Consider the following 19,967-nt stretch of genomic DNA (forward strand, 5'->3'; position numbering starts at 1 on the left):
CATGGTTCACTCTTAGACCGATATTTACCTCAGTATTATCTCGTAGTCTTTTTCAAAAATCAAATATGATTCCTATATAAATCTGCACTTTCACTAGAGTTGAAGCTGTTCTTTCATGAAGGCGATCGCTCTAAAATTAGTGATTATTACCCTTGCCTTTTTATAAAATTGTGCTATCTCAGAACAATTAAGTGGATAACATAAGTTATTTTTTTCAGTTAGTCAACAGCATTTATTATGAATAGTCTCTAATATTACTATTTTTGAAAAAAAATATAATTACGTGTAATTGCGGTTATCTTCTTTCAAAGAAAGTTTAACAATACTGCTTAAGTTTTGAAATATTCAGATAAATTTACGTACCACTCAAAGCAACGTAGATATCATTTCCATACTGTGGAGCGTATGGGCTTAAACTGAATTTCAAAAAGATTTATATAGACTCTCTATGAGTCTATTAATTTTCTTCTTTTGTAATTTCTGTTCGCTACTCATAACTAATATATTTCTATGAAGGAACCACTTTCCTCTGATTTATACTGTCCATTTTCATCTCATATCAATGATCATGTTGATGTTTTAGAAGAGTACGCTCTTGAATGGGTAACTCGCTTTAATTTATTAGCAAATGAATCAGTTTATCAACGCTTCACAAAGTCAAATTTTTTCAAGCTAGTAGCAGGTGCTTATCCTTACTGTGATCTAGAAAAAATAAAGATTGCTAGTGACTTGTTCAGTTGGCTGTTTATTTGGGATGACCAATGCGATATGTCAGATTTAGGACAAAAACCTGAAGTACTCAAGCTTTTTCACAAGAGATTTATTGAAGTATTAAATGGAGCAGAACTTAAAAGCAATGACATACATCTTAGCTATGCTTTAAGTAACCTCCGACAACGGATGCTCCAAATAGGGAGCATAAAATGGTTCCATCACTTTGTTTGTAGCTTTGAGGAATACTTTGCCGGATGTGTAGAGGAAGCAAGTAACCGCGCACAGGAAATTATACCGGATATTGATACTTATATCAGAATACGGAACTTCAGTTCAGCTGGCGATCTTACCGTAGTACTGATTGAATTTTGCGATCAATTGTTGATTCCTGATATTTTACGACAGCACGACATCTTCAAAAAACTCAAGGAGAAGACAATTAATATTCTTGCCTGGTGTAATGATATCTTTTCGTATGCTAGAGAAATGGCAAGTGGTGATGTTCACAATCTAGTATTAGTATTGCACTATCAACAGCAAATACCTCTAGAATTAGCGATTAAGCGTGCAATCGAAATCCACGATCGAGAGGTACAAGAACTAATTAAATTACAAGCATCTTTGCCCTCTTTTGGAGAAGAATTAGATGCTGAACTCGCAAAATACATATCAGGAATGTACGCCTGGATACGCGGAAATCTCGATTGGTACTTTAATTCAGCTCGCTATCAAACTGTAGAAAGGCTGGAGTTAGTAGAAACTTTGGAGCTAGATAAACCTCAAAGCAATACGAAAGTTTTATTACCATCCTGAAAAAATACCATTTCAGTTAATATTTTTCACAATGCTCTCAATAATTTTTTTTTAAAGCGTAGTTGGGAGCATGTGAAATTTTACTGCTTCAAAGTTAATCAATATTAATCCAAAATCAACGATAAAAAGTAACACAATTTCAGTATGAAAAATAAAATCCAACTACCTAATCCACTCAAAACTCCCTCCTTACTCCAGAAAATCCAGTGGGTTGCAAACCCTGTTAGTTTTATGGAAAATGCAGCTCAACAATATCCCGATATTTTTACTGCTGAGGTAATTGGTTTTGGGGATACTGTGGTTTTCGTGAACCATCCTCAAGCAATTAAGGAAATTTTCACTAACGATAGGAAGAAGTTTATATTCGTTGGTGAAGGGAACAGAGTTTTTGAACCCTTAGCCGGGGAATATTCACTCTTAATGCTGAACGGTGAACGCCATAAACGTCGGCGACAACTCATAATGCCTTCTTTTCATGGCGAAAGGATGCGAGCCTATGGTTCTTTGATCTCTAATTTGACTGAACAAGTTTTGAGTCAGTTACCACTAAATAAGCCCTTTTTAGCTCGTACTGCAATGCAGGAGATTTCTCTGCAAATTATTTTGCAGGCTATCTTTGGCTTGCATGAAGGAGGATATTATCACGAAATCAAGCGCTTAATGACGTTGCTTCTGGATCTCTTTGGCTCACCCTTGACTTCTAGCTTTCTCTTTTTCCCCTTTCTACAACAAGATTTAGGAGCTTGGAGTCCTTGGGGATGGTTTCTGCGTCAACGGCAACAAATTTATGAATTGCTTTACGCTGAAATTGCTCAACGTCGGGAGCAACCCAATCCAGATCGCGTGGATATCTTATCGTTGCTGATGTCAGCACGAGATGAAGCGGGTAACCCCATGACAGATCAAGAGCTGCGCGATGATTTAATGACGCTGATTATAGCAGGACATGAAACAGTGGCAACAGCAATGGCTTGGGGATTGTATTGGATTCATCATTTACCGGAAGTCCAAGAGAAATTGCTTCAGGAACTTGATTCTCTCGGTGATTCCCCAGATCCTATGAGGATCTTCCAACTGCCTTATCTCACGGCTGTTTGTAATGAAACTTTGCGAATTCACCCTGTTACGATGTTTGCGTTCCCCAGGCTAGTCCAAGAACCCTGTGAACTACTAGGACATCCTTTAGCTTCTGGAACATTACTGCTTCCCAGTATTTACCTGACTCATCAGCGTGAGGATTTATATCCCCAACCTCAGCAATTTAAACCAGAACGCTTTTTAGAACACGAATTTTCTACCTATGAATTCTTGCCCTTTGGTGGTGGAGTCCGTCGCTGTATAGGTGAAGCTTTGGCTATGTTTGAAATGAAGTTAGTATTAGCAAAAGTCCTGTCAGGCTATCAACTCAATCTAGTTGGTAAGCGCCAAGAGCGTCCTCAACGTCGAGGTTTTGCACTTGCCCCTGCTAATGGTGTCAAGATGGTAGTTACAGGAAGACGTGTGCGTGAAGAGCCTCTAGTGAATATGACAACTACACCCGTCTTTTAGCGAGCTGTCAGGGCTATTTTAATGAATATATAGCAATCCGAATTCAAACTTGAGAAAATATTGAGATTAAAAGTACGTATCTTAAAGCGTTTCAGCAATTTTCTCTTTCACAAATGATTTAAGATTGCTATAGGGATTACGCATTGACAGAAAGGATTAAATAGGAACGATTTGAAAAACAACATTTGTTGTAGGGGCAATTCATGAATTGTCCCTAAAGTCTTACATTTTGGCTTGACAGATTACTAATCTAGCCGTCTAACTGTTGCATTGGTATCTCAATAGTAAACTTAGTTCCCTCTCCTGGCGTAGAATCACAGGTTAAACTACCTTTGTGTTTGTCCACAATAATCTTATAGCTAATTGATAACCCTAACCCTGTGCCACTTCCTACTGATTTAGTGGTGAAAAATGGGTCAAATATTTTTTGCTGTACTGCTTTTGTCATACCAGAACCGTTATCAGCAATCCGAATTATTGCCGTCTTAGAATCTGTTAGTTCAGTAAAAATGTGAATTTTTCCTACTAAATGAGAAGTCGATGATGACTTTATATCCTTGCTTACTTGTTCTTTGTCATTTACCAGCGATTGATGATCAATGACGAATGAATCTTCTAAAGCATCGATTGCATTACTCAGAATATTCATAAACACCTGATTTAGTTGACCAGGGTAACAAATAACTTCCGGTAATTTCCCATATTCTTTGATGACTTCAATCTCAGTAAAATTGCTTTTTTCTTTAAGTCGGTGTTGCAAAATCATTAAGGTGCTGTCTATCCCTTCATGAATATCTACAGGCTTCATCTCAGATTCATCTAGACGAGAAAAATTACGTAAGCTCAAAACTATATTTCGGATACGCGAACTACCAACTTTCATTGAATCTAGAATCTTTGGCAAGTCTTCTGATAGAAAATCTATATCAATTTCCTCATATTTATCCTCAATTAAAGGCGAAGGATGGGGATATTCTTGCTGATAAATAACTAGCAAGTCAAGCAAGTCTTGGACATACTCACCAGCGTGATTAATATTGCCATGAATAAAGTTAATAGGGTTATTTATTTCATGAGCAATGCCCGCTACCATTTGTCCTAGAGAAGACATTTTTTCACTTTGAATCAATTGAATTTGGGTACGCTGTAATTCCTGTAGAGTCTCTTGTAAACAGTTATTTTTGTCGTTGAGTTCCTGCGTTCTTTCCTGAACTTTTTCTTCTAAGGTATGGTTGTATTCCTCTAAGCTTTCTTTAGCTTTGGCCAAATTTTTGTAGAGGATAGCATTCTCTAAGCATATTGCTGCTTGAGTGGTGAGGAGTTTGAGTACTTCTACGCGATCGCGTGTAAATGCTCCTGTTGTCAGATGATTTTCTAGGTAAATAATCCCAATCAATTTACCTTGATTTAAAAGAGGTATAGACAACAAACTCTTAGGTTCTTCACTAATAATGTAGTTATCACTTGCTAGAAAAGAAACAGCCCTTGCATCATCAATAACCAAGATTTCTCTAGAGCGTTTAACGTAGTTAATCAAAGTAACGGGAACATCATAGCTTGACTCAAGGTAAGTTGATGGGAACTCAGTGTAGGTTTGCTCAAAGTTGGAACTTGAACAAACCGCTGTGACAGTTAATGCTAAATTATCGCCTTCGCTTAAAATTAAAGCGCATTTAGAAGCTCCTGCATTCTCCATTACAACTTCCATTAAAGTAGAAAGTAATCGTTCAAGCTCGATTTCTCCAGAGAGTGCTTGAGATGCTTTAATGAATGCGGCTAAATCCAAAGAGTCAGAAATACTTGTCTTCGAACCAATAACAGTTTGATGATTACTCAGAGTAGATAAAGATGATATAGATGTGTTATTGAAAGAAGTGTTTTCCTTGCTGGAGTTGATACTTACTTTTTCTTGCTGGAATATAGAACCAAGTAATTGAGGATAGCGTTTTGCCAAATCATCAACTTTGGCTTTTGCTCCCCAATTAACGTATCCATAGTAGGCATCAATCAAGTAGGTTTGGGCAATTTTTTGCTTATCCCATTTTAGATAAAATTTAGCTGCAAGTTCCTGAGCCAAAGCTACTTCATTCTTATAGTCATGTTCTTGAGCTAGGGAGATAGCACGATCGTATGCTTCCATTGCTTCAAGATATTTCCCTCCAACCCGATATCTTTCTGCCTCCACCAAATAAAATTTATGCCAATTATTCATTGGGGCATGATATGCCCAATATTGTATCTTTTCCTGATTAGCTTGCACCCGATCGAGAATGCACTTTTGTTCTGAATCAGATGCGTCAGTATACACTGCTAGTTTAGCCAGAGAATCGTAAAAATAGAAAAAAGGAACAACCAGTTGCCCTGTACCACTATCTAAATACTTTTCTGCCAGGGTGGCATTTTCAGCTGCTTGAGGGAACTGCTGAAACAAGTAGCATAAATGTAGTTTGTGGAAATATAGATATAAAAGTCCGATTCCATCCTTGGCTTCCAAGTGAAGCGGCAGCATTTTTTCCTCATCATAGGCTTCACCAATTAAACGGCAAGGATCTTCTCCAACCCCCAATAAATTTAAGACACTCTGTTGATAGATGCAATTCCAATTAAAGGCTCTTTCTTGCTTAATTTGCTTCAGGGCATTGCTGTAGTTTGCTATTTCGGGTTCCAGCTCTGTCAGTTCTCTACCTATGGAATAACAACAGAAGCAATAAGACTGAAGAGCTGTGGCTGCAAATTCTAAATTACCCGTTTCCATCACCAGAGAGTAAGCCTCCAGTACAGGATTTAATGTTTCTTTAGGATGCTCTTTCCAATGCCGGATACCTGCATGAAATACTACCATAACTTTTGCTTCAACTTCTTTAGCGTTGTATTTAGCCACCAAAGTTAAAGCTAGTTTGCCAAAATGATAACCAGACTGAATATCTCCCATTCCGCTACAAAGGATCGTTCCGTAAAGAACGTATGCAAAGGCGGACAAGGGAGCATTGCCGTATTTGAGCGACAAGTTGATTTGTTTAATAACAATCAGTAGAAAAAGTTCAGGAGTGACTGCATAGGCGAAAAAAAGTGCATTGGATAGAATCTGCATAACTACCAATGTTTGTTTTGCCGTCATTTCTGGCAGGTCAATTAAATCCTCAATACGCTTTCCATTTAAATTTGATGTTAATTCAGCGATCGCTAGCTGAATATCTGACTGGCTCGGCTTTTCAGGCAACTCAACTTCCAATAAGTTTAGAACACTTAGTGCAGTCCTGACAGATTCTAGTGCTTGGTTCTGCGCTCCATAGGCTTTAATTTTGATTTCATAAACTTTTACTTTCTCCAGCAGTGTTTTCGCTCGTGCCAATACTACCTCTACTAATTGCTCCATTTGCCTAAAGTCGCCAGCTAGATACGCTGCCTCTGATGCTGTCTCATACAAAGCTAGGATGAGCTTATATTTAGTCTCCCAGCTATCATCGGTCATCAGTAGGATGCCGGTAGTTAAATACTTCACAGCAGATGTATAAGCTGTTGATGCTAAAGCTTTTCTTCCAGCAGTTAGATTCATCTGGGCTAGTTCATCTCGTTTAGTTTGAGGAGAGATGAATTCTACTGCAATATTAAACTGATTGACAAGTTCAAAAATCTTTTCTTCATGTTCTGCAACTGGAATATTGTTTAATAAAAGTAGCCCAATCTTTAAGTGAATTGGCTTTTTTTGTTCTTCAGGAATCAAAGAATAAGCTGCTTGCTGCACTCGATCGTGTACGAATTTATATTTAGGTAGCTGTAAATTAGAACTGGAAAATTCTATAGATTCTATTCCATGAACAATGAATTCTTGATTAGTATTTTCTTTCGCAAAGATGTTGTAATTTTCAGTCTGTGGTAAGATTAGTCCCTCAAGTAATGCTTGCCACAAATCTGATGCTGTATCTACTACAGATTTTTCGTTGACGATCGCTAGACTATTTAAGTCAAATTGATTACCAATACAGGCAGCTAGTTTTAAAATCTTTTGGGTATATATTGGCAATTTTTCTATTTGTAGGGCAATAAATTCTACTACATCATCTGTGAGAGCTAACTCTTTAACTTTGGAAATATCATACTGCCAATGGCCAACATCAAAGTTTAATACAATTAGTCCATCATCGTGTAAAGACTTGAGGAATTGCACGGAAAAGAATGGGTTGCCTTTGGTTTTGGCAAACACCATTTGGGTGAGCGGAACTGCGATTGCTTCAGCACAATGCAGAGTATCAGCAATGAGATTATTTAAATCACCTTGATTTAAAGATGCTAAGGTGATTGTATTAATAGCTGCTCCGGCTTTTTCAATCTCCTGTAGTGTCAAATAAAGCGGATCTACTTTGAAAACTTCATTGTCTCGATAAGAACCAATTAACAATAAACCTCCCTGATTCTCATGTGTGTCTTCTACATTTCTTGCCAAAGAAGATGAAATACTTTCACACATTAGTAACTGAATTATTTTTAAAGATGCTGTATCTGCCCATTGCAAGTCATCAAGAAAGATAACTAGGGGATGTTCTTTAGTTGTAAAGATTTGAATGAATTTTTGAAACAATAAATTGAAACGATTTTGGGCAGCACTGCCAGAGAGTTCTGTAACCGGAGCTTGCTTACCAACAATTTGTTCGAGTTCTGGGATTACATCGATAATTACCTGAGTTTGTGTACCCAATTCCCGCAGGATTTTGGCTTTCCATAGTTGTATTTGGGCATCAGTTTCTGAGAGTAGTTGCCCGATTAAATCTCTAAAAGCTTGCACCAATCCTGATAAGGGAATGTCACGTTGAAACTGGTCAAATTTTCCTTTGATGAAGTAACTACGCTGTCGCACAATAGGTTTGTGGACTTCATTGACGACAGCAGTTTTGCCAATGCCAGAGAAACCCGCGACTAATATCATTTCTGTTGCCCCTTCTGTTACACGCTTAAAAGCAGCGAGTAGGGTTTCAACTTCACCTTGACGACCATAGAGTTTTTCAGGGATTACGAAACGGTCTGAGATGTCCCTCATTCCTACTTCAAAGGGTGCAATATTTCCTGTTTCTTGCCACTGCTTTTGGCACACCTCCAAGTCATGCTTTAACCCCAAAGCACTCTGATAGCGGTCTTCGGCGTTTTTCGCCATCAGCTTATTGATAATTTCAGACAAAATTGCTGGAATCTTAGAATTAATGCGGCTGGCTTTTAGCGGTTGTTTGGCGATATGAGAGTAAACTAACTCCATCGGATCTTTAGTCGTGAAGGGTAACTGTCCGGTGAGGAGTTGAAAGAAGGTAATACCAAGGGAATAAAAATCAGTGCGATAGTCGATACCCCGGTTCATCCTTCCAGTTTGTTCTGGAGAAATGTAAGCCAGAGTACCTTCTAAGATGTTGGGATTCGTGAGAAATTGAATTTCTCTTGGTAGGAGGGTGGCAATACTAAAGTCGATGATTTTTACTTCATCTGTGGTAGGGTTTATTAGGATGTTGGCAGGCTTGATGTCTTTGTGAATGATGCGATCGCGATGTAGTCTCTCAAGGGTAGAAGCAATTTTAATAGCAATATTGAAAAACTCATTGAGAGAAAGATAGTTTTCCTTTTTTTCCTTGTTCTCTATTCGCCAGTCTTGCAGGGAAATGCCGCCAAAATCTTCCATAACTAAGATGTAGCTGTTACGGTAGCTTTCTAGGCTATAGGTTTTGAGTATGCCAGGAATATCGAGGTTTTTGGTGATGATATACTGATTGCGGAACTGGGCGATTTCCGCGAACGTAGGATATTCATTCCGCATTAATTTGAGAACAACTGGTTTTTGGTCTTGTTCTCTAATGCCCCGATAAACTAGAGTTTTACTACCTGAGTATATTTGCTCGGTGATGTGATAGCCAGGGAACGCATATAATGTATCTAATACTACTAACATTGCAGCCTATGCTCATAATTCTTGTTTCTATGTCTTAGTATTCCCGTGCGAAGGCTATCATTATCATGAAATAATAATTTCATTTGTTTAATTTGTATTAATAAAAATAATTTTTTAATACATATCTTCTCTGGAACTATGTAATTTTGAATAGACTAATTTGGGTATAAAAACATAAGTTAGTAAAAATGTTTTTACTAACTGTATCTGGCAAATGTTCCGTATTACTGCTTTCTATCTGTAGGTTATTTGTCAAGTTATGATGCAGATTGTATGTCTGGAAGACTAACCAATAAAAAGCCTGCTGTTTTTCTTAGGTTAAGAACAAACTGCGGCAGGTTTAGTTGGTCTAGGACTGTTTCAGTAGACTAACAACTGATACTATAGGACTCATATTTTATTTTTGAAAAAATCAATATAGCTCAAAGAGCCTTCTTGACTATTGCCTGCCTATCGCGCTTGCGCTTCGCTTCTCTACGAGAGGCTTCGCCAACGCGAACGTGCACCACGCAAATAATTATGGCTACGCCACGCTGCGCGAACAGAAATCAAATCGGATTGCTATATTTATTTTTGAAGAGGCACCTATAAAACTTACACAAAATTAAATATAGAGGCAATTTATTAATTACCCCTATATGTAGTTTATGTAGTTTTTTCCTGTTTTTGAATTTTGTTGTCAACGATCATTTGTCAAGATAAGTATTTTTGAATTAACTATTTTTACCCGCTTTTAATAGCACACCCAGTATGATGAACGGGGTATTTCGGCTGCGATAATAATAATGAATACAAACGCTACTTTATTTTTTGTTTGATAAAGGTAACAACTTGAGTTAGCTGTTTCTTCAAGCCATCGATTTCAGCTTGCATTTTGACAATTTTCTCGTTCAACGCATTAATTTCTGCTTCAGAGACTCCTCCGGCAGTAGGGGTTGCGTTGCTTGCCGCCGTAGGCATCGCAATATTGGCAGCAGTAGGAGTTGCTACATTAGCAGTATTTGCAACGCTAGGGGCTGCTACCGTAGTAGTAGCAACACTAGAAGTAGCAACTGTGCTATTTTTAACAGCAACCCCTGCTCCTACTGCGACTAATTCTGGGCGCGGCTGTTTCGCCTTACTCATAGCTAACTTAATTGCGTTAATTAGTTGCTTCTGATCAAAAGGCTTGCCCAAAAATTCAAAGTATTCAAAGGGTTCTGTGATTTTCTCAGTTACTTCTTCCTTGCGACCAGACATGATCACCAAAGGAATTTTTCTTAATTCCGGATCGGCTTGAACTTTCTGGAAAACCTCCCAGCCACTCATTTTAGGCAACAGAAAATCCAGCATAATCAAGCTGAGTTTTTCCTGAAGAATGAAATTTAGTCCTTCCAAACCGTCTTTTGCTTCCAGTACCTCAAAATTGCCCGGAGGCAACATTTCTCGTACTTTTACTCTGACAACTGTAGTGTCATCGATAACTAAAATCTTGTTGCTTGCCACGACTGTTTGCTCTAACAGAAACTTTAAGTGTAAATAGCGGCTTTGCCGATTGTCCTTGAGAATCCTCCCACTATATACAAAATTTCTAGCAATTGGGGGATAGTATATTTCGGTATAAATGACATTACTAGAGGTGTTTTGTAAAACTTTTGCTGGCGCCCTTTTCGATTTATGTCATGGTGATATTTAAGGCTTTAGCTTTGTTCTAAGGCATAAAGCATATAAAGACACGGAGACACGGAGATATTAAGACCGTCTTCTGCGTCTATTCTTGTCTATCATTTGTCCATTGAAAGACCACTACTTTATACCCGTATCTTGCTTGGATGTCTATGATTTCGTCACAACAAGCCGAACTAAAGTCTGAAATTGCGGCAATGCCTAGCTGGTTACGTCGTCCTATCGGTAAAGCCAGTGAAATCTCTACCGTACAACGCATTATTAAGCAGCGCCAAATCCACACAATTTGCGAAGAAGGTCGCTGTCCCAACCGGGGAGAGTGCTATGCCCAAAAAACTGCAACTTTCTTGCTAATGGGGCCTACTTGCACACGCTCTTGTGCTTTTTGCCAAGTAGATAAAGGTCATGCACCGATGCCTCTTGATTTAGAGGAACCCCAAAAGGTTGCACAGGCAGTACAGCTTTTAGGATTGCGTTATGTAGTGCTGACTTCTGTCGCCCGTGATGACTTGCCCGATCAGGGCGCAGCTCACTTTGTGGAGACGATCGCTACTATCCGTCAGTTAAACCCAGAGACTCACATTGAAGTGCTGACCCCAGATTTTTGGGGCGGTGCAGGTGTAGGAGAATCAGGTCAACGCCAACGCATAGCGATGATTGTAGAAGCCAAACCAGCTTGTTTTAATCACAATATCGAGACAGTGCGGCGATTAACTGGGCCAGTGCGCCGGGGAGCCAAATACGATCGCTCGCTTTTGGTACTTGCTATGGTTAAAGAAATCGATTCGACAATTCCTACCAAATCAGGTTTGATGCTGGGACATGGCGAAACACTTGATGAAGTTGTCGAAGCAATGGCTGATTTAAGGGCTGTAGGGTGCGATCGCTTGACTATTGGGCAGTATATGCGTCCAACTCTTGAACATCTCCCAGTCCAAAAATATTGGACTCCAGAGGAATTCGCTCAACTCGGCAGATTAGCATGGGAAATGGGATTCAACCATGTCCGTTCTGGGCCTCTGGTTCGCAGTTCCTATCATGCTGGAGAAGAGGGAGTGGGGAATGAGGAGTAGGGAGCAAGGGGAACAGGCAGAGAGCAGGGGGCAGGGGGCAGAGGTAAATAACTAATTCCCAATTCCCAATTTCCAGTTCCCAATTCCCAATTTCCAATTCCCAATGCCCAATTTCCAAATTCACACAAATATTCTTAAAGAATTTGGGTATTTGGTACGCCAGTTTGGTATTTCTTAAAAAGTCATGACATTAGGAGAATCGCATTATGACTGCTAAAACAACGAAGAATCCTGCAAATTCCGCAGTTGCCGACAGTGGAGCAAAACCTCCCTACGCCTATCGCACAGGCTGGGCAATATTCTTGCTAGCTATCAATTTCTTGGTAGCGGCGTACTATTTCCACATTATTGAATAGTTAGAAGTGGAATGGTGCTGCTCAAATCGTTCCTTTGAATAAACCTTTGGGACGAATGAGCAGCACCAAAATCATGATCAACAGTGCCACACCCTGTTTATACTGTGAACCCAGCCAAGGGGTGCTAATTTCTTGGACAATGCCAATGATAAAAGCTGCTGCGATCGCACCATAAGGGTTGCCAATCCCCCCAAGAATCACTGAGGCAAATAACGGTAAAATTAAGAACCATCCCATATTTGGACGCACGGCTGTAATCAACCCATACATGCTGCCTCCCAATGACGTAAGAGTGCCAGCAATTAGCCAAGTCCAGAAAATTACTCGGTCAACATTAATACCTGAAACCCTGGCTAAGTCCAGATCGTCAGCAACTGCTCGCATCGCCTTACCAATTTTGGTATTTTGCAGCAGGTAATGCAGCGCAAAAATTACTAGTATCGCTAACCCCAATACCAATAATTGATTTTGCGGTACTTTTAAACCAAAGATGTCTAAAGCTGTGGTGACAGGTAAATTATAGTTTTGGTTCTTGCCACCCCAGATAAAAATAATCCCATTGCGAAGAAATAAGGCAAGCCCGATAGAAATAATAATCAGCGTAGTGGAAGTAGCACGGATAGAGCGCATCTTTGACCACAATAACTTTTCCGATAACAGCATTGCTGCTACTGTTCCCGCCGCCGCCAAGATCATTGACAGCCAAATATTAACTCCAATACTATTGATCAGCCAGGTGAGATAGGCTCCTAAAGTTAAAAAGTCACCATGAGCAAAGTTAGATAACCGTAAAATTCCATAAGTAAGAGTCAGTCCGACTGCGGCTAGAGCAATAATGCTCCCTACCGCAATCCCATTGACGATTAGTTGCGCGAATTGTGTATCCATAAGTCTTAAGTTGCTTTCACAAATTTTAGGTCAGTGGTTCAGATAATAATTTTTTTGGACTAGCTGCTAAATTCGACATCATAAGTTATGGTTTATAACAACATAAGTTATGGTTTATAAATAAAAAAGAATTGTCCGCTAATATACATAAAATCCTTTTCGGATTTTTATGTGAAGCTAAATTTGTTAAGCGGTCTAGTTGACCATGCAGCAGTACTCAAGCTTACCAGACCAAAACTCACAGATAGATGCAACGCCAAAACTTTTGACAACAATTCAGCAACTTCGCGCCAAGTTGTGGCTGGAGAGCAGCTTGAACCAGTTGCAAAGTCGCCTTAATTATTATCTGCTTTCTGTTTGTAACAATGTCCTACAGGCAGAAACCGCAGAATCAGAAGTTCTCCAAGCTGTGGTTAACGAGATTAACAGTGTAATGAACAGCGCTAATCTGGCACTTACAGATTATGCCGTCGGCATTGCTATGTTTCAACCACAAGAAACTGTAGCCACAGTTTGCTATGTTTCTCGTTCTCCATCTCAAAACTCACAACCTTTATTTGTAGATGTGCTGACAGCAGAAAAAAAGCTGCTGTTGAGATTGCAAGAGGTTATAGAACTCAAAGATTTACATCAACTTGAGAATCAACAGCCACCAAGCGCTTGGCGGTTAGCTGATGATTCTGGCAGCGTTATGGGTTGGCTAATTATCGCCGCAGCGCCCCTAAGTTCTGATCGTGAGTCGCTCATAGAATCAAAAGCCCAACTCCGATCGCAATTGATGTCCAGGTCTGCCAACTACTGTACAACAGCTTTGGTACAACTGAGACATATCCTATCTTGGCAGCAACAATATCAAGAGTTAAGTAACTCCAATCAAGAATTGGAGCGCACCAATCAGTTGAAAAACCAGTTTCTGGCAAACACCAGCCACGAAATTCGCACACCGCTTAGTTCTATTATTGGGTTTACCCATCTGCTTTTAGCTCCAGGATACGAACCAACTATAGAACGTCAACGGGAGTATTTAAATATCATTCAGTCTAGCGGCAAGCACTTGCTAGCTCTGATTAATGATATTTTGGATCTTTCAAAAATTGAAGCAAACCAGCTAGAGGTGCAGTGGGAAAGTGTAGATGTACCACTGCTATGTAGCAATGTTTTGGCACTGGTGAAAGAGAAAGCCGCTAATAAGGGTTTAAGACTGTGCCTAGAAATTGACCCCGATATCACAAGCCTAGTAGCCGACTCTTTGCGACTCAAGCAAATGCTGTTGAATTTACTCTTCAATGCCTTAAAGTTCACCAGCAAAGGAAGTGTTGGCTTACAGGTTGTTCCCAAAGGTGGATCTGTACATTTTACAGTTTGGGATACTGGCAGTGGTATTTCCCAAGAAGACCAGACTCAATTATTTGAACCCTATTTCCAAATTGCTAAGGCTGTCGCTGGTGGTTCTGAGGGGACTGGTTTGGGTTTAGCAGTGACTCGCAAACTCGCCCAAATTCACGGTGGTTCTGTGAAAGTGGAATCTGAAGTAGATAGCGGCTCCCGTTTTACCCTTTTACTTCCCCTTAAGCAAGAGGTGGGAGTGGGGGGAGATGAGGAAGCAGGGGAGGCAGGGGAGGCAAAGTACTTCTTATCTCCTTTGCCTTTCACCCCTAGTTCTTCTGTAGATATTTTGTTGGTAGAAAATGATTTACCCAACGCTGATTTGATGCAAATTTATCTGCGGAAATTAGGATATCAGGTGACTTGGGTTAAGAATGCTGCCGAGATGTGGGAAGCTCTAACAAAGCTAGACCCAGCAGTGATTTTAATGGATATTTTTCTGGCAGATGGAAATGGTCTTAATTTGGTACGACAACTGCGAGAACACGAGCAATATCAGACGATTCCGGTAATTGTTCAAACAGCAATGGCGATGAAAGGCGATCGCGAAACCTGTCTAACAGCCGGAGTAAATGACTATATTTCTAAACCGATTGATTTACCACTTTTAGCCAGTCTGGTAGCCAAGTACAGCAAACCGCCAATATAGAGAGAGAGGTAGGGAGCAGGGGGGCAGGGGGGAATTATTGAACAAGTCTCTCTCTTGTCTCCCCCCTCTTCTTTGTCTCTTCTTCATGTTCAATGCCCAATTCCCAATGCCCAATGCCCAATGCCCAATGCCCCATAACATAACAAATGACTACAATAAAAATTGTTGGGTGCTATAGGGTTTGAGTAGGATTGGGAAATGATGCTGACAGAAAAATTTGAGCAATTAAAAGCCTTATTTGAAGAGATGGAGCAGGCATTGATTGCCTACTCTGGGGGCGTTGATAGCACTTTGGTTGCCAAAATTGCTTATGATGCCTTGGGCGATCGCGCTCTGGCTGTCACGGCTGTTTCTCCTTCGCTGTTGCCAGAAGAGTTGGAAGATGCCAAAATTCAAGCCGCAACTATTGGGATTGCTCATAAAATAGTCCAGACTCACGAGATGGAAAATCCCAATTACACATCTAATCCGGTTAATCGCTGTTATTTTTGTAAAAGTGAGTTGCACGACACTCTCAAACCTTTAGCTTTGCAGTTGGGTTATCCCTACGTAGTGGATGGGGTAAATGCCGATGATTTGCATGATTATCGCCCAGGAATTCAGGCAGCGAAAGAAAGAGGGGCGCGATCGCCTTTAGCTGAAGTGGGTGTTACCAAAGTTGAAGTTCGGCAACTTTCGCAACAACTCGGTTTACCTTGGTGGGATAAACCCGCTCAACCTTGCCTAAGTTCTCGGTTTCCTTATGGTGAAGAGATTACTGTTGCTAAGTTACAACGAGTTGGTAGAGCAGAAATTTTCTTAAGAAAGCTGGGTTGGCAAAATTTGCGCGTGCGATCAGAAGGTGATACAGCACGCATTGAATTATCACCAGAACAAATTAAAGAGTTTGTGTTAACGACAGATTTGCAAAAAGTAGTTTCTGTATTTCAGGATTTTGGATTTCTTTACGTAACTCTGGATTTGGAAGGTTATCGCAGTGGTAAGTTGAATCAGGTTTTGAATAATCGGGAAGTCTTGGGCGTTAAATTATAAAATTTTGGTTTTATAGAGATCCAGTTTATATTTCTTTACCTTCTACAGAAACTAGAAAGCAGCCATTAATCCTCCAGGCATTATCCGGCTGTTTTTCCATAAGATATAAAGCTCTCAAGGGAATTCCATCAGGAGCAAGTAGTAGCACTGGCTGAGTTATGTTTTTCTGGATGGTTGTTATCTTCTCAAAAAAGACAGAGCGAGGACGGTATACTGCTGGGTAACTTATCTTCACCATCTGCATAAAATTTTCTGGGGTACCAAATTGCGCCTGAATTCCTGGACTGGCGAAGGCAAAAGCGCCTTGGGCATCATCCTTTTTAAAGGCTGCCAATTGGTTTTCAATTAGAGAACGTATGGTGATGGCATCGTTGTCGGTAATTTCCATAAATCTAAAATTGCGTAGGCGCAGCCCGCACTTCAACTTGGCTCAGTGACCATCGTAGACATCGCTTCAAGGGTCGAGCGATCGCTTAATCTTCACGCTGAGTCACCTTGTATTCTATCTGCTGTAATGCCGAGCGCCATACATCATAACCCTCTTGCGACAGGTGCAAACCATCTGTGGTCAACTCTGGGCGCATATTGCCTTCCATATCAGTAAACCAGCTATAAATATTTAGATAATTAGCGCCTTCTTGTTTAGCAATTTGGGTTAGTTGGGTGTTGATGTGACGAATGCGGATATTGGAAAGTTTTGCTAGGCGAGTAGGCAGAATTGATTGGACAATGATTTGAGCTTTTGGGTGAGAATCCCGTAAACGACGGACAATCCGGCGATAATTACGCAAAATTGTGTCATCACTAGCGCCTTTGCGTAAGTCGTTAATCCCAGCCATGACATAAATCACATCCGGCCGCGTTGCCGAAAATGCCCCCAACCTTTTTAAAACCCCACTGGAAGTATCTCCAGAGATACCTTGATTAAGCCACAATTTCCCAGTAGGCAGTTTTTCTCTAGGAAACCACATACTCAAAGAATCACCAACTAAGATACTTAGATGATTTGCACCTTGACCTTGAGCGATCGCTCTAGCTTCTAAAGCTAATAAACTTTTCCAGTCATCATAAGTTAGTTGACGCTTCCTGATCGACTCCCACAAAGATTGCAAATTATCACTATCTACGCGCGTATAAATCTGACCTGTTTTCAGAGCCGCCAATCTTTGGTAGTAAAGTTGATTACCAGATGTCAATGAAATACCAGCTGCTTGGGCACTGGGTTTGACTAATGATTCTGTTGAGGCTGGTAATCCTTCACTACTGAGTTCGGGTACGCTAGAGACGTTTTTCTCGTCTACCGTCGGCTGCGAATTTTTTAGGGGTTGGAACGCTTGCCCACTGAGTTCTGGTAAGGAGAGATCAACGCTGGGGATGATTTGTCTACTTACTATTGTCTGCGAGCCTTGTTTTAAATCCCACAGGAATCTAGAACTTTCTGGCAGGACAATCGACAAATGTGGAAGAGCCGATGCTGGTATTGCTAATCCTGTTAACAAGCCTGCTGCCAACAGATAAGGGTCCCTCATCGCTTTCTCTCTCCTCTACTCACTGCTTTTCCCTATCACAGCATTAGTTGCCTGTATTCAGGAAAATTTTACTTCGGTTAAGTTATTATTCTTATTTACACTGTATAGTTCTGTAAAGCGTGTTGAGGAGATTATCTTAGACAATTTACGATCTCTTTAAAATAAGGTTTTTTCGGTGGTATACAAGTCTGATTTGCGAAAATACTGGTACTTAAAGCACTATTTTTACAAAACAACCATTTTTTATAACTCAGTGTCCACAAATATTATAAGTGTGTATAAGTTTGCGATTAGTTGATATCATACGACGATCTGCTCTTTGTAAGCAAGCAAAAGGTTATTATTATTGATGTTTAAGAACTTGCTCTAAAAAAAGTTAGGCGCTCAAACTGGTTTGGGATAATTATAAAGTCATCTATAATGCGGTCATAAATTATACAGATTATACTGGTATAACAAAAGTTAAATTTATCTTCATCCAAAAGTTGGTTCTTAGGTTTGATGGGATGATTTAGGGTTTGATACAGATTGTCCAGTATTAGAGCAATTCTCTGTACTTGTATTGTAGTTCTGTAATATATAATTTCAAGTTGATATTTGTCTGTAGAAGTATGAGTTGAAACACCTTTAAATTAAGTTTTAACTATAGAAAATAACTTCATTGGAAGTGCTAAGATTTAGGCTTAATCATTAGTGTTTGTTCTCCCGTGGCTAGAGCTAGTACAGCGATTGGTGTCAGTCCAATTATTAAGGAGATTGTGCAAAAACAGGCACATTCGACACGTTTAACACTGAAAGAAGTGATTCTTATGGGAATGCTAGCTATTGATAAACTAGACGATCAAGGTCGTCAAGAGCTAGCCGATCAAGTTCACCAAATGCAGGTAAATGGAGAAATTTAAGCGAGTAGTTATGAGTGAGGAGTTATAAATTTTAACTCGTCATTCGTGACTATTTACTTAATTTGATTATTGGCTAAAACGATAACAACTTTCCATTACATAATTTCGTTAATTTCAAAAGATATTCATTAACGTTGCAAAGTTTCAGCAACAAACCCAGTTGTGTTAGAACCTGCAAATGGATCTAACACCATATCAGCTTCATAAGTTAAGAATTTGATGAAAACTTAGCAAACCCTTGAGGATAACGGGCTGATAGGGTCTAATTTTGGCTGCTTTGCAGTGTCGTAAATAAGCACTATTCGATTCAGTATTAGCAATTTATAGCAAATTTGGCGGAATTGCACCCTGGTTATCCTTTTGGGATTTATGAGAAATATGATGTCTAAATAAGATGTAACACATTTAAGATTATGTCAGTTTCAGAGCTTGAAGAATCACTGTATTCAACTGCTGAATTTGACTTGCTCCTAATTTACCTATTCTTCTGGTGATTAGTCTACGCTCTATGGTAGTTATTCGAGTAACCCTAACTTTAGAAGCAACCCGTAATCCAGTACTAGCAAAATCTGGAGATGAAGGTTCTAAAATGAACTCTTCTGGACTCAAAATACTTATATTTTGAGATGAAATAAAACATAAAGTGACATCATCGCCTATAGTATCTATCCATAAAACTAAACCAGGGCGTAGCTTTGTTCCACTCAAGTCTGTAAATGGAAATGGAACCAAGACGATATCACCTTTTTGGAGAGACATTAGATAGGGTCTCCGTCGTCAAGTGAATATAGGTCTGGTTCATTTTCAAGAAAGTTAAAGGCTCCTCCAGTCTGGGCAAGTAGCATTAAATCACGAGTTGAAGGCTCTGATGAATCGAAAAATAGTTTTTCTTCCAAAAGCGATCGCTCTTCATCAGAGAGAGATAAAATAACCTGCACGAGAGATTGTACTAATTTAATATTCACCTTCAGTTCTCTTTTTATATTTCGTAGACTAAAGCATAGCTATAGCTAAAATTATCATCAATTGGAGAGGCATCTAGTAATTTTCTTAAGTGAGTAAAAGGAAAAGGAGAGTTAATTTTTTGACAGTTTGAAATTACATAGAGTGTTTTAACTTTTACTTTCCCAACTTCTTCCCATAAACCTTCTTCTCTAGTTGACTCTGTACAGTACATAAGTAACTCTTGTGCTGTTTGAAGGTTTAATTCTGGATTCAATTCAACTCTTTCTAAGTTTCCTTCGTATCTAACTAAGTTAGAATCTCCCACAGTTGCAAAGTAAATTTTACGTTGACCGTGAGTTTCTATTGCTTTTTTAGCTGATGACCAAACTACAGATGAGCGGAAAGTAATTATCTGTCTGGGATTATTATTACTAATTTCAACTGCTTCATCAAGATGTTCAGAGTAATTTCGAGAAAAAATTGCACAATGCGAATTTTGTTTAACTTGAGTTTCTAATCTCATTTTTTTAATATGTAC

Annotated in this window: 15 protein-coding genes and 1 pseudogene; 7 read left to right on the forward strand and 9 right to left on the reverse strand. The window is 39.5% G+C overall.

Features of this window, described 5'->3' with window-relative positions:
• Nucleotides 1-510: 510 nt before the first annotated feature.
• Entirely contained in the window at nt 511-1,527 is a 1,017-nt protein-coding gene (locus G1O98_RS17580; protein ID WP_163930063.1) for a terpene synthase, read from the forward strand.
• 156 nt (nt 1,528-1,683) lie between these two features.
• The gene (locus G1O98_RS17585) at nt 1,684-3,075 is read left to right on the forward strand and encodes a cytochrome P450 (protein ID WP_163930101.1); all 1,392 of its coding nucleotides are present in this window, start codon (nt 1,684-1,686) and stop codon (nt 3,073-3,075) included.
• Between the two features lie 250 nt (nt 3,076-3,325).
• Here the strand turns inward: G1O98_RS17585 and G1O98_RS17590 are convergent, their stop codons facing one another.
• Both G1O98_RS17590 and G1O98_RS17595 read right to left on the reverse strand, forming a co-directional pair.
• Nucleotides 3,326-9,004 (reverse strand): ATP-binding sensor histidine kinase, encoded by a 5,679-nt coding sequence (locus G1O98_RS17590; protein WP_163930065.1) that lies wholly within the window; start codon nt 9,002-9,004, stop codon nt 3,326-3,328.
• A gap of 798 nt (nt 9,005-9,802) precedes the next feature.
• Nucleotides 9,803-10,489, reverse strand: a complete 687-nt coding sequence (locus G1O98_RS17595) for a response regulator (protein WP_163930067.1) — start codon at nt 10,487-10,489, stop codon at nt 9,803-9,805.
• 332 nt (nt 10,490-10,821) lie between these two features.
• Between G1O98_RS17595 and lipA the strand changes: the two genes are divergently transcribed.
• Both lipA and G1O98_RS17605 read left to right on the forward strand, forming a co-directional pair.
• Nucleotides 10,822-11,742 carry a lipoyl synthase gene (gene lipA, locus G1O98_RS17600; RefSeq protein ID WP_163930103.1) on the forward strand — a complete coding sequence of 307 codons (921 nt, stop codon included), beginning with the start codon at nt 10,822-10,824 and terminating at the stop codon, nt 11,740-11,742.
• Between the two features lie 206 nt (nt 11,743-11,948).
• Nucleotides 11,949-12,098, forward strand: a complete 150-nt coding sequence (locus G1O98_RS17605; protein WP_012410182.1) for a photosystem I protein PsaX — start codon at nt 11,949-11,951, stop codon at nt 12,096-12,098.
• Nucleotides 12,099-12,119: 21 nt separating this feature from the next.
• Here G1O98_RS17605 and G1O98_RS17610 read toward each other — a convergent pair whose 3' ends face one another.
• A complete protein-coding gene (locus tag G1O98_RS17610; RefSeq protein WP_163930070.1) occupies nt 12,120-12,986 on the reverse strand; it encodes a branched-chain amino acid ABC transporter permease in 867 nt (288 codons plus the stop codon).
• Between the two features lie 205 nt (nt 12,987-13,191).
• On the opposite strand from G1O98_RS17610, the gene hrmK reads away from it, so the two are divergent.
• Together hrmK and larE are read left to right on the forward strand one after the other, a co-directional pair.
• Complete coding sequence (hrmK, locus tag G1O98_RS17615) at nt 13,192-15,021, forward strand: hybrid histidine kinase/response regulator HrmK (RefSeq protein ID WP_163930072.1); 1,830 nt, start codon at nt 13,192-13,194, stop codon at nt 15,019-15,021.
• Nucleotides 15,022-15,219: 198 nt separating this feature from the next.
• Nucleotides 15,220-16,053, forward strand: a complete 834-nt coding sequence (gene larE, locus G1O98_RS17620; protein WP_163930074.1) for an ATP-dependent sacrificial sulfur transferase LarE — start codon at nt 15,220-15,222, stop codon at nt 16,051-16,053.
• A gap of 25 nt (nt 16,054-16,078) precedes the next feature.
• Here the strand turns inward: larE and G1O98_RS17625 are convergent, their stop codons facing one another.
• Nucleotides 16,079-16,441 carry a DUF4864 domain-containing protein gene (locus G1O98_RS17625; RefSeq protein ID WP_163930076.1) on the reverse strand — a complete coding sequence of 121 codons (363 nt, stop codon included), beginning with the start codon at nt 16,439-16,441 and terminating at the stop codon, nt 16,079-16,081.
• Nucleotides 16,442-16,526: 85 nt separating this feature from the next.
• The gene (locus G1O98_RS17630) at nt 16,527-17,582 is read right to left on the reverse strand and encodes an SGNH/GDSL hydrolase family protein (RefSeq protein WP_163930078.1); all 1,056 of its coding nucleotides are present in this window, start codon (nt 17,580-17,582) and stop codon (nt 16,527-16,529) included.
• A 707-nt stretch (nt 17,583-18,289) separates the two neighbouring features.
• Here G1O98_RS17630 and G1O98_RS17635 point away from each other — a divergent pair.
• Nucleotides 18,290-18,484, forward strand: a complete 195-nt coding sequence (locus G1O98_RS17635; RefSeq protein WP_073640193.1) for a hypothetical protein — start codon at nt 18,290-18,292, stop codon at nt 18,482-18,484.
• Nucleotides 18,485-18,615: 131 nt separating this feature from the next.
• Here the strand turns inward: G1O98_RS17635 and G1O98_RS17640 are convergent.
• From G1O98_RS17640 to G1O98_RS17655, 4 genes and pseudogenes are all read right to left on the reverse strand, one after another.
• Nucleotides 18,616-18,868 (reverse strand): annotated as a pseudogene (locus tag G1O98_RS17640) (DNA methyltransferase); the annotation flags it as partial.
• A gap of 27 nt (nt 18,869-18,895) precedes the next feature.
• Nucleotides 18,896-19,243, reverse strand: coding sequence for a type II toxin-antitoxin system PemK/MazF family toxin (locus G1O98_RS17645; RefSeq protein ID WP_163930080.1), 348 nt, complete (start codon nt 19,241-19,243; stop codon nt 18,896-18,898).
• On the reverse strand, nt 19,243-19,449 hold the full coding sequence (locus G1O98_RS17650; RefSeq protein WP_163930082.1) for a hypothetical protein: 207 nt from the start codon (nt 19,447-19,449) through the stop codon (nt 19,243-19,245). The genes G1O98_RS17645 and G1O98_RS17650 overlap by 1 nt, the downstream gene beginning before the upstream one ends.
• Before the next feature lie 14 nt (nt 19,450-19,463).
• A complete protein-coding gene (locus G1O98_RS17655) occupies nt 19,464-19,952 on the reverse strand; it encodes a hypothetical protein (protein WP_163930084.1) in 489 nt (162 codons plus the stop codon).
• Between the last annotated feature and the right edge of the window lie 15 nt (nt 19,953-19,967).

It is taken from the genome of Nostoc sp. UIC 10630, from assembly GCF_010747425.1.
GTDB lineage: Bacteria > Cyanobacteriota > Cyanobacteriia > Cyanobacteriales > Nostocaceae > Nostoc.

What these genes read in the sequence shown, in the direction of transcription:
- G1O98_RS17580 (WP_163930063.1), top strand. Translation starts at nt 511, where the DNA reads ATGAAGGAACCACTTTCCTCTGATTTATACTGTCCATTTTCATCTCAT.
- G1O98_RS17590 (WP_163930065.1), bottom strand. Translation starts at nt 9,004, where the DNA reads ATGTTAGTAGTATTAGATACATTATATGCGTTCCCTGGCTATCACATC.
- lipA (WP_163930103.1), top strand. Translation starts at nt 10,822, where the DNA reads ATGATTTCGTCACAACAAGCCGAACTAAAGTCTGAAATTGCGGCAATG.
- G1O98_RS17605 (WP_012410182.1), top strand. Translation starts at nt 11,949, where the DNA reads ATGACTGCTAAAACAACGAAGAATCCTGCAAATTCCGCAGTTGCCGAC.
- G1O98_RS17610 (WP_163930070.1), bottom strand. Translation starts at nt 12,986, where the DNA reads ATGGATACACAATTCGCGCAACTAATCGTCAATGGGATTGCGGTAGGG.
- hrmK (WP_163930072.1), top strand. Translation starts at nt 13,192, where the DNA reads ATGCAGCAGTACTCAAGCTTACCAGACCAAAACTCACAGATAGATGCA.
- larE (WP_163930074.1), top strand. Translation starts at nt 15,220, where the DNA reads ATGATGCTGACAGAAAAATTTGAGCAATTAAAAGCCTTATTTGAAGAG.
- G1O98_RS17625 (WP_163930076.1), bottom strand. Translation starts at nt 16,441, where the DNA reads ATGGAAATTACCGACAACGATGCCATCACCATACGTTCTCTAATTGAA.
- G1O98_RS17630 (WP_163930078.1), bottom strand. Translation starts at nt 17,582, where the DNA reads ATGAGGGACCCTTATCTGTTGGCAGCAGGCTTGTTAACAGGATTAGCA.
- G1O98_RS17645 (WP_163930080.1), bottom strand. Translation starts at nt 19,243, where the DNA reads ATGTCTCTCCAAAAAGGTGATATCGTCTTGGTTCCATTTCCATTTACA.
- G1O98_RS17655 (WP_163930084.1), bottom strand. Translation starts at nt 19,952, where the DNA reads ATGAGATTAGAAACTCAAGTTAAACAAAATTCGCATTGTGCAATTTTT.